The organism is Streptomyces sp. NPDC000229, assembly GCF_040300825.1.
Lineage (GTDB): Bacteria > Actinomycetota > Actinomycetes > Streptomycetales > Streptomycetaceae > Streptomyces.
The window spans coordinates 45,853-55,065 of the sequence record NZ_JBEPEL010000049.1 but is presented as its reverse complement, the minus strand read 5'-3'; the positions used below and the strand labels follow the sequence as shown (position 1 = coordinate 55,065).

At 69.4% G+C, this 9,213-nt stretch carries 9 protein-coding genes; 1 reads left to right on the top strand and 8 read right to left on the bottom strand.

Features of this window, described 5'->3' with window-relative positions; all coding sequences use genetic code 11:
• Nucleotides 1-93: 93 nt before the first annotated feature.
• The 8 genes from ABT360_RS22735 to hemL all read right to left on the bottom strand — a co-directional run bounded on the left by ABT360_RS22735 (nucleotide 94) and on the right by hemL (nucleotide 8,305).
• Nucleotides 94-612: an SRPBCC domain-containing protein gene (locus ABT360_RS22735; RefSeq protein ID WP_351819384.1), complete on the bottom strand. Its 519-nt coding sequence runs from the start codon at nucleotides 610-612 to the stop codon at nucleotides 94-96.
• Between the two features lie 52 nt (nucleotides 613-664).
• Nucleotides 665-1,741, bottom strand: a complete 1,077-nt coding sequence (ccsB, locus tag ABT360_RS22730) for a c-type cytochrome biogenesis protein CcsB (RefSeq protein WP_351819381.1) — start codon at nucleotides 1,739-1,741, stop codon at nucleotides 665-667.
• A complete protein-coding gene (gene resB, locus ABT360_RS22725) occupies nucleotides 1,738-3,423 on the bottom strand; it encodes a cytochrome c biogenesis protein ResB (protein WP_351819378.1) in 1,686 nt (561 codons plus the stop codon). Before resB ends, ccsB begins: the two co-directional genes overlap by 4 nt.
• Nucleotides 3,424-3,427: 4 nt before the next feature.
• Complete coding sequence (locus ABT360_RS22720; protein WP_444852306.1) at nucleotides 3,428-4,195, bottom strand: cytochrome c biogenesis CcdA family protein; 768 nt, start codon at nucleotides 4,193-4,195, stop codon at nucleotides 3,428-3,430.
• A 15-nt stretch (nucleotides 4,196-4,210) separates the two neighbouring features.
• The gene (locus ABT360_RS22715; RefSeq protein WP_351819375.1) at nucleotides 4,211-4,816 is read right to left on the bottom strand and encodes a TlpA family protein disulfide reductase; all 606 of its coding nucleotides are present in this window, start codon (nucleotides 4,814-4,816) and stop codon (nucleotides 4,211-4,213) included.
• Nucleotides 4,817-4,883: 67 nt separating this feature from the next.
• Nucleotides 4,884-6,119, bottom strand: a complete 1,236-nt coding sequence (locus ABT360_RS22710) for a hypothetical protein (RefSeq protein WP_351819373.1) — start codon at nucleotides 6,117-6,119, stop codon at nucleotides 4,884-4,886.
• A 183-nt stretch (nucleotides 6,120-6,302) separates the two neighbouring features.
• Nucleotides 6,303-6,992: a histidine phosphatase family protein gene (locus ABT360_RS22705; RefSeq protein WP_351819370.1), complete on the bottom strand. Its 690-nt coding sequence runs from the start codon at nucleotides 6,990-6,992 to the stop codon at nucleotides 6,303-6,305.
• Nucleotides 6,989-8,305 carry a glutamate-1-semialdehyde 2,1-aminomutase gene (gene hemL / locus ABT360_RS22700; RefSeq protein WP_351819368.1) on the bottom strand — a complete coding sequence of 439 codons (1,317 nt, stop codon included), beginning with the start codon at nucleotides 8,303-8,305 and terminating at the stop codon, nucleotides 6,989-6,991. The genes ABT360_RS22705 and hemL overlap by 4 nt, the downstream gene beginning before the upstream one ends.
• Nucleotides 8,306-8,607: 302 nt before the next feature.
• Here hemL and ABT360_RS22695 point away from each other — a divergent pair, with 302 nt between their 5' ends.
• On the top strand, nucleotides 8,608-9,174 hold the full coding sequence (locus ABT360_RS22695; RefSeq protein ID WP_351819366.1) for a hypothetical protein: 567 nt from the start codon (nucleotides 8,608-8,610) through the stop codon (nucleotides 9,172-9,174).
• Nucleotides 9,175-9,213 lie beyond the last annotated feature (39 nt).

The window sequence follows — 9,213 nt, the reverse complement described above, 5'->3', positions numbered from 1 at the left end:
CCTTGCGATGCGTCCCCTCGGCCCTGACGGGCCTGGGGAGACCCCATGCACCAGACGCCACTCCCTGATCCAGCCTGATCCAAACGAAAGACCCTAGGTCGCGCCGAAGTCCCGGGCCTCGTACTGGTCGCGCAGTTCCTGCCGGCGGTCCCGGGACCAGGCCGACCAGTCCGCCGGGCGGCCGTCGAGGGATTCGGCGAGGTACAGGAAGTGGTCGTGCCAGCCGGCCAGGCAGTCCAGCCGGAAGTCGTCCGTCCCGCGGAACTCGCTGGTGAACCGCAGCACGGTCGCCCCCTCCCCGTCGCCCGGCTCCAGATGGAACCGCATCCGGCCGTACACCTCGACCGTGTACTCGACGATCCGTTCCACGTCCCAGGCGGTGACCGTCCCGGACACCACCGTCGGCGGATCCGCGGTGAGCCAGCGCAGGGTGACCTCGCCGCCGAGCCGGCTCTGCATGACCTCCGCCTCGGCCAGCCACCCGCGCAGCCCGCCGGGGGTGGTCAGGGCGAGCCAGACGCGCTCCCCGGGATGGGGCAGGGGGACCACGAACCGCAGGGTGTGGGTGTCGCCGTGGCTGTCGCTGATGCCGGGAGGGATCTGATCGGCCATGTATCCAGCGTCGCGCGGTCCCGTGACGAGCGCTACCTCAGGCTTCCCGGCCTCACACGCCCGCGTACGAGTGCAGGCTGTTCACGAACATGTTGACGCCGTAGTAGTTGAAGAGCCAGCAGGCGAAGGCGATCAGCGCCACGTACGCCGCCTTGCGGCCCTTCCAGCCGGCCGTCGCCCGGGCGTGCAGGTACGCGGCGTAGGCGACCCAGGTGATGAACGACCAGACCTCCTTGGCGTCCCAGCCCCAGTAGCGGCCCCACGCGTCACCGGCCCAGATGGCGCCCGCGATGATCGTGAACGTCCACAGCGGGAAGACCGCCGCGTTGACGCGGTAGGCGAACTTGTCCAGCGTCGCCGCCGCCGGCAGCCGCTCCAGCACCGAGCGGGCGAAGCCGCTCGGCGTCCCGCCGTCCGCGACCTTGTTCTCGTACGCGTCCCGGAAGAGGTACAGCAGCGTGGCGACCGCGCCCAGGTAGAAGACCGCGCCGCAGAAGATCGCGGTGGAGACGTGGATCCACAGCCAGTACGAGTGCAGCGCCGGGACGAGCTGGTCGCTCTCGGTGTAGAGCCAGGTCGTGGCGACACCCAGGTCGAGCAGGACGGTGGTGACCAGGAGCAGGCCCATCCACCGGACGTTCTTCTTCGCCAGCAGGAAGCCGAGGTACGCGCCGACCGCCACCGTGGAGAAGGTGATGGAGAACTCGTACATGTTGCCCCAGGGCGCCCGCTGCACGGACAGCGCGCGGGCGACCACGCCCGCGGCCTGGACGAGGAAGCCGAGGGTGGTCAGCGAGACGGCGATCCGCCCGTACAGGTCGCCCTTCTCGTCGCCGCCGGCCGCGCCGGGCCCGTCCGGCACGTCGCGGGCGCCGGACGCGGAGCGGGTGACGACCTTCGGCCGGTCGAGGACAGCGGTGGCTTGGCCGCCCTGCCGGACCCGGGCCTCGGTCCTCCCCGCGGAGGGGGCGGTCAGGGCCGCCGCCGTACGGCCGACCTTGCTGCGGCTGCCGAGGACCCACTCGGCGATGTGCGCGAGGAAGGCCAGGGTGTAGACGGCCATGGCGGAGTAGATGAGCACATTGCTCATCTCCGCCAGGCTCTCGTTGGTCGCGGCGGCGAGATTCACTTCTCAGCCCCTTCGGCAGGTGCTTCTTCGGCTTCGGCGTCGGCTTCGGGCGCGGTCGGCGCCACGGAATGGAGTGTGGCCGCCAGGTCGGCCAGTTCCTCGGGGAGCTTGGCGGAGTCGCTCCGGCCCAGCCCCGCCATCTCGACGACGGTCGTGCCGTCGTCCCCCCGTACGGCCCGGACCCAGACCCGGCGTCGCTGGATGAACAGCGAGCCGGCCAGCCCGGCGATCGCGGCGACCGCACCGGCGAGGGCGAGGCCGTTGCCGGGCTGCTGGGAGATCTTGAAGCTGGCCCACTCCTTGATGTCCTTCTCGAAGGTGATCGAGCCCGCTCCCCCCGGCAGCGTCATGGTCTCACCCGGGATCAGTGTCTTCTTGAAGATCTCGCCGTTCGCGTCCTTGAACGGCTTCATCTTGCTGGTGTCCAGCTGGTACACGTTCTGTGGCAGCCCGCCGTCGACCCGCAGGTCGCCCTGGTACGCGCTGAGGTTGAGGGCGGGGAAGGCGAGCCCGGGGAACTGGCTGAACATCTGACCCTGGCCCTTGCCCGCGTACGTCGGCACGAAGAAGGCCGGGAAGCCCAGCTGGACCTTCTTGCCGGTCTTGTCGCGGTAGCCGTCCATCACCTTGATCACGCCGGTGGAGGTGATGTTGTTGTCGATCGGCAGGAGCGGCACGGCGCCGTGGAAGACCGTGGCGCCCGTGCCGTCCTTGACGGTGACGACGGGCGCGTACCCGTGGGAGATCAGGTAGACCTTCGAGCCGTCGACCTCCAGCGGCTCGTTGACCCGGATGACGCTCTTCTTCCGCACGCCGTCGCCCCGGGAGTACGTGACGTCCGCCTCGAAGGTGCGGGGCGTGCCGCGCTGCGGACCGCCGGTCTCGTACGTACCGGTGAACTGGTTCAGCTTGAAACTGAACGGTGCCAGTTCGTCGGTGGAGAACAGGGAGCCGGACGTGAAGTCGTCGTACTGGGTGAGCGTGTTGGAGAAGCCGTCGCCCTCGACGATCAGCTTGCCGCCCTCGGACTTGAAGAGCTGGCCCACCGCGAACGCCACCAGCATCACGATCAGCGCGATGTGGAAGACGAGGTTGCCGACCTCACGCAGGTACCCCTTCTCGGCGGCGACGGCGTCACCTGCCGTATGGGCCCGGAAGCGCCGCTTCTCGAGCAACGCCAGCGCCGCGTCGCGCACCTCCTCGGGCGCGGCCTCGGTGCGCCAGGTGGTGTACGCGGGCAGGCGGGTGAGCCGCTTCGGGGCGGCCGGCGGCCGGCCGCGCAGCTGGCCGACGAACTGCCAGGTGCGCGGGACGATACAGCCGATGAGGGAGACGAACAGCAGGATGTAGATCGCGGAGAACCACACCGAGCTGTAGACGTCGAACAGCTGGAGCCGGTCGTAGATCGGCGCGAGGACGTCGTGCTGCTCCTTGAAGGAGCGGACCTTCAGGTCGTCCACGCTGTTCTGCGGGATCAGCGAGCCGGGGATCGCGCCGAGGGAGAGCAGGAAGAGCAGGATCAGCGCGACCCGCATGGAGGTCAGCTGGCGCCAGAACCAGCGGATCCAGCCGATGACACCGAGCGTCGGGCCGCCGCCTCCGGTGAGGTCTTCCTTGGGGGCGGTGGACAGCTGGTCGCCGGCCTCCGCCATGTCCCGCTCGGTCGTTTCGGTCTTGCTCATGGAACTAGATCCCCACCTGGAAGCCTGTGGACCACCCTTGCATCTCCTGCACCAGGCTGTCCCACGCGCCGGTGAGCAGCAGCAGACCGGTCAGGATCATCATGCCGCCACCGATCCGCATCACCCACGCATAGTGCCGCTTGACCCAGGAGAAGGCGCCGAGCGCCTTGCGGAACGCGATCGCGGCCAGCACGAACGGCACACCGAGGCCGAGGCAGTACGCCAGGGTCAGCAGCGCCCCGCGGCCCGCGCTGGCCTCGTTGGCGGCGAGGGCCTGGACGGAGGCGAGCGTGGGCCCGATGCACGGCGTCCAGCCGATGCCGAAGAGCGCGCCCAGCAGGGGCGCTCCGGCCAGCCCGGACACCGGTCGCTTGTGGAAGCGGAACTCGCGCTGGGTGAACCAGGGCATGAGACCCAGGAAGAAGATCCCCATCAGGACCATCAGGACGCCGAGGACGGTGGTGAGCGTCTCTCGGTGCGCCTGGAGGGTCCAGCCGAAGTAGCCGAAGAGGGCGCCGCCGGAGACGAAGACGGCCGAGAAGCCGAGCACGAAGAGGGCGGCACCGGCGGCCATCCGGCCGCGCCGGGCCTCCGCCAGGTCGCTGCCGGTGACGCCGGTCACGTAGGAGAGGTAGCCGGGCACGAGCGGCAGGACGCAAGGGCTGAAGAAGGAGACCAACCCGCCGAGCACGGCGATGGGCAGGGCCAGCAGGAGGGCCCCGCTGAAGACGGTCTCGTTGCGGCCCAGCGCCTCTGCGGCGAGGAGGATCACAGGATCACTTCCCCGTCACTTCTCGGCCAGCAGCGGGTCGATCATCTTGCGCAGCCGGGCCTCGTCCAGCGCCATGAGCGAGCGTGCGGCGATCTTCCCGTCGCGGTCGAGCACGACGGTGGAGGGGATGGACTGGAGGTTGAGCGTACCTTTGGGGAACCCGTTGAGGACGAGCTCGCCGACCGGGTCGTACAGGCTCGGGTACGGGACCTCGAAGTCCTTCTCGAAGGCGAGGGCGGGCTGCTTGTTGGGGTCGCGGGTGTTGATGCCGACGAACTCCACACCCTGGGACTTGAGCTCCTTCGCGACCTTGGTGAAGTGCTTCGCCTCGGCCCGGCAGGGGGCGCACCAGGAGCCCCAGGCGTTCAGCACGACGACCTTGCCCTTGAGGCCGGCGACGTCGAGCTGCTTGCCGTCGAGCGTCTCGCCCGCGAGCTTGCCGGGCGCCTTCCGCTCGCCCTTGGCGACGGTGTCGATACCGCCGGTGTTGGTGACGAAGTTGGTGTTCCCGCCACCACCGGCCGTGCCGTTGGAGTCGCCGCTGCACGCGGTCAGCGTGAACGCGGCCGCAAGGGCGCCGGCGGTGAGCAGGATGCCTCGGGGGGCGCGGCTGAAGCTCATGTGAAAAGTTTCGCATGTACGTTTCGGGGATCTTGCGCGCCCCCCTGGCTGCCCGTAAAGCCCGATGTCAGACGGACTTAAGGAAGGTGTTCCAGCCGCCCGCCGGTGATTGGCCGACCTCGAGCGTACGGAGCTTGTCGAGGATCTTCGGGTCCTGGACGTCGAGCCAGTCGACGAACTGCTTGAACGACACCAGCCGTACGTCCTTCTTGCCGGCCATGCCCTTGAGCGCATCTTCGACGGCGTCCATGTAGATGCCGCCGTTCCACTGCTCGAAGTGGTTGCCGATGTAGAACGGCGCGCGGTTCGACTCGTAGGCGCGCTTGAATCCGGCCAGATAGGCCTCGGTGGCCTGCTTCTTCCATTCCGGATAGCGCGAGGGCATGCCCTTGGTCGTGTTCTTCGACTGGTTGGCGAGCATGTTGTAGTCCATGGACAGGACCTCGAAGGAGCGCCCGGGGAAGGGGATCTGCTGGAGCGGCAGGTCCCAGATGCCCTGGCGTTTGACGGGCCACTTCTGGTGGCCGCCGGGCGAGCTGGCGTCGTAGCGCCAGCCGAGCTTCTTGGCGGTGGGCAGGAGGTTGTCCTGACCCAGGAGGCAGGGGGTGCGGGCGCCGACGAGTTCCTTGCGGTAGTCGAAGGGCAGCGGGTCGAGGTCGGTCCAGCCGCTGTTGGTCTTCCATTCCGTGACGAATTTCACGGCCTGGTCGATTTCGTTCTGCCAGTCGGCCGGGGTCCACTTCTCGACCGAGCCGGAGCCGGCGCAGAAGTGGCCGTTGAAGTGGGTGCCTATCTCGTGCCCGTCGAGCCAGGCCTGCCGGACGTATTTCAGCGTCTGCTTGATGTGGTCGTCGGTGAGGTAACCGATGTCGGAGGCGCCGGTGCGGTTGTTCGGCGGGCGGTAGAGGGTCTTCTTCGATTCGGGCAGGAGATAGAGCCCGGAGAGGAAGAAGGTCATGCCCGCGTCGTGGTTCTTGGCGAGTTCCAGAAAGCGCGGGAAGAGGCCGTTGCCGACCTCGCCGGCCCCGTCCCAGGAGAAGATCACGAACTGCGGCGGGGTCTGCCCCGGCTCCAGGGGAACGGGCTTGTCCGGCTGGTTCGGCTGTTTTCCGGTGTCGGACGTGGAACCGTCCCCCAGGAGACGCCCCTCTACCTTGCCGGGGGCCGTCGCATTCCGGCCGCCCTTGCCGGGCTGGTTGCCGGGCTTGTCCGAGTCGCCGCCGAAACCGCAGCCGCCGACCCCGATCGCGGCCGCGGCTCCCACTCCGGCTCCCAGCAGGCCCCTTCGACTGATCCCGCGCATATCGTCCCCATCCGCGCTCGTTCGTTACCGGACATACCTTCCAAACCGGCAATGTGTGAGAGGGGCGGAGGAAGAGGACGGTTCCCCCGATTACCGCATAATCTGCTGTGTGACGGGGTGATTACCGGTGTACGCGCCCGCCGGGGCGACTGCGCGCCCCGGCGGAACGGCGTGGGGCGCGGTTCAGGCGCCGAAGGCCTTGGACTTGCCCTTCGCCGGCCTGGCACCGGGCAGCAGGTGCGGCGGGACGAGGTCGCGGGCGGGCTCGCTGTAGCCGACCGAGACGATCCTGTCGCCCCGGTAGGTGAACGTCGTCAGGGACGCCAGCGTGCACTGCCGGCGGCGCGGGTCGTGCCACAGCCGCCGCCGCTCGACGAAGCTGCGGACGATCCAGATCGGCAGCTGGTGGCTGACGCAGACCGCCTCGTGCCCGCGCGCCGCGTCACGCGCCGCGTTCAAGGCGCCCATCATCCGTACGACCTGGTCGATGTACGGCTCGCCCCACGACGGCCGGAACGGGTTGGTCAGGTGCCGCCAGTTGGCGGGCCGGCGCAGCGCGCCGTCGCCGACCCCGAACGTCTTGCCCTCGAAGACGTTGCCCGCCTCGATCAGCCGCTCGTCGGTGGCGAGGTCCAGCCCGTGGGACTTGGCGACCGGCTGGGCGGTCTCCTGCGCGCGCTCCAGCGGCGAGGCGACGACGTACGTGACGTCCCGGCCCGCCAGGTGCTCGGCGACCCGGTCGGCCATCTGCCGGCCGAGCTCCGACAGGTGGTAGCCCGCCCGGCGCCCGTACAGGATCCCGTCCGGGTTGTGCACCTCGCCGTGCCGCATCAGGTGGACGACGGTGATGTCGTCGTTGCCGGTGGTGCTCATGCCGTGGCCTCCGAGGCTTCCGCGGCGGCGCGGGCGGCGGCCGGCAGCGCGGCGGCGATCCGCTCCACCGCGCGCTCGTCGTGCGCCGTGGAGACGAACCACGACTCGAAGGCGGACGGCGGCAGGTAGACGCCCTGCGCCAGCATGGAGTGGAAGAACGCGGTGAAGCGGAAGGCCTCCTGCTTCTTCGCGTCGTCGTAGTTCACGACCTCGGCGTCGGTGAAGAAGACGGAGAACATGTTGCTCGCCGTCTGGAGCCGGTGCGCCACGCCCTCCTTGGTGAGCGCCTGCGTCACCAGCGCCTGGATCTCGCGCGAGACGGCGTTCACCTTCTCGTACGCGGCGTCGTCGAGCAGCCGCAGCTGCGCGAGGCCCGCGGCGGTGGCGACGGGGTTACCGGAGAGGGTGCCCGCCTGGTAGACCGGGCCGGCCGGGGCCAGGTGCGCCATGACGTCGGCGCGGCCACCGAACGCGGCGGCCGGGAAGCCGCCGCCCATGACCTTGCCGAAGGTCATCAGGTCGGGTGTGACGCCGTCGACGCCGTACCAGCCGGCCTTCGACGTGCGGAAGCCGGTCATGACCTCGTCGGAGATGTACAGCGCCCCGTTCTCGGCGCACAGGTCCTTCAGCCCCTGGTTGAACCCGTCGCGGGGCGGGACCACGCCCATGTTTCCGGGCGACGCCTCGGTGATCACACAGGCGATCTCGCCGGGGTGCGCGGCGAAGGCCCGGCGTACGGCGTCGAGGTCGTTGTACGGCAGGACGATCGTGTCGCCCGCCTGGGCGCCGGTGACGCCCGGAGTGTCGGGCAGGCCGAACGTGGCGACCCCGGAGCCTGCGGCGGCCAGCAGCGCGTCCACGTGCCCGTGGTAGCAACCGGCGAACTTCACGACCTTGGCGCGGCCGGTGAAGCCGCGGGCCAGGCGGATGGCCGACATGGTGGCCTCCGTGCCGGACGACACCAGCCGCACCTGCTCCACGGGGGCGATCCGGGCCACGATCTCCTCGGCGAGCGCGACCTCGCCCTCACCCGGCGTGCCGAAGGAGGTGCCGCGGGAGACGGCCTCCTGGACGGCGGCGATCACCTCGGGGTGCGAGTGGCCGAGGATCATCGGCCCCCACGAGCAGACGAGATCGACGTACTCGCGCCCGTCCGCGTCCGTGAGGTACGGACCCGTACCGGACACCATGAACCGGGGCGTACCGCCCACGGCCCGGAAGGCCCGTACGGGAGAGTTCACGCCGCCGGGCGTCACGAGGGACGCGCGGTCGAAAAGCGTCTGTGAGACTGGGGCTTCGTATGAATACGGCACGTTGGTCCTGACCTGCGAGAACGAGTTGACGGCAGCAATGCTCGGGCATGGCGGCCGGAGCGGGGGAGTGGGCCCTCCTTGAACGGTCCGCCTGTCCGCGACGTTGTTTACGACGAGGCGCCGGACCTCCGGGTCTGCGAAACTGGGGCGTCATAGGGAATGCTCACGGAATCCATGGTGTCAGAGGCCCGGACGTTCTTGCGGACAGGTGTTTCACCACACGTTCGCGGGGGAGGTCACTGTCACGATGATCGGGTTGCGCGGCGGGGGCTGTGTTGCCTAAAAAGCAGTCGGGTGGAGATATGCATCGCGGTGGCGGACTGGGCGAGGGGACCGACGACCTGGGTCCTGAGCCTGCCCGGCGGGGGAAGCACCGGCGCGAGCAGGACAGAGCCTCCTTGGGGCCGATCGGGAGCGGGGGTGGCCGGGGCATGGGGGTGACCTACAAGTACTTCGGCGCCCCCAATGGAGCGACCGCCGCCCGCGTGCCGATCTCAATGCGGCCCGAGGAATTGGGCGGCGACGAACTGGGCATGGGCGGCATGTTCACCAAGATCAAACCGGAGACCATAGCCGCGATGGTGCTGACCGGTATCCAGGGGATGCCGCTGCACAAGGTGCCGCCGCTGGAACTCGTCGTGCTGCACCCCGACTACGCGGTGGTGAAACTCCCGATGACCGTGGTCGACCCGCTGCGCGGCATCGGCGAGGAATCGGTGGGCGCGGCGGCGTTCATCTGGTCGACCGTCCCGGACCGCGGCGGACCGCGGGACGCGTTCAACGTGTACCAGTTGCTCCACGAATGGCAGGACTTCTCGGTACGGCTGCACGAGGCGGGGCACCAGCCGTACTGCCTGGTGTGGCCCTGAGGCGGGACCTCGCCCCGGGCGGGCCGTAGGTGAGGAAGC

Coding starts and splice junctions, on each gene's coding strand:
- ABT360_RS22695 (WP_351819366.1), top strand. CDS start 8,608: ATGCATCGCGGTGGCGGACTGGGCGAGGGGACCGACGACCTGGGTCCT.
- ABT360_RS22705 (WP_351819370.1), bottom strand. CDS start 6,992: ATGAGCACCACCGGCAACGACGACATCACCGTCGTCCACCTGATGCGG.
- ABT360_RS22735 (WP_351819384.1), bottom strand. CDS start 612: ATGGCCGATCAGATCCCTCCCGGCATCAGCGACAGCCACGGCGACACC.
- ABT360_RS22715 (WP_351819375.1), bottom strand. CDS start 4,816: ATGAGCTTCAGCCGCGCCCCCCGAGGCATCCTGCTCACCGCCGGCGCC.
- resB (WP_351819378.1), bottom strand. CDS start 3,423: ATGAGCAAGACCGAAACGACCGAGCGGGACATGGCGGAGGCCGGCGAC.
- ABT360_RS22710 (WP_351819373.1), bottom strand. CDS start 6,119: ATGCGCGGGATCAGTCGAAGGGGCCTGCTGGGAGCCGGAGTGGGAGCC.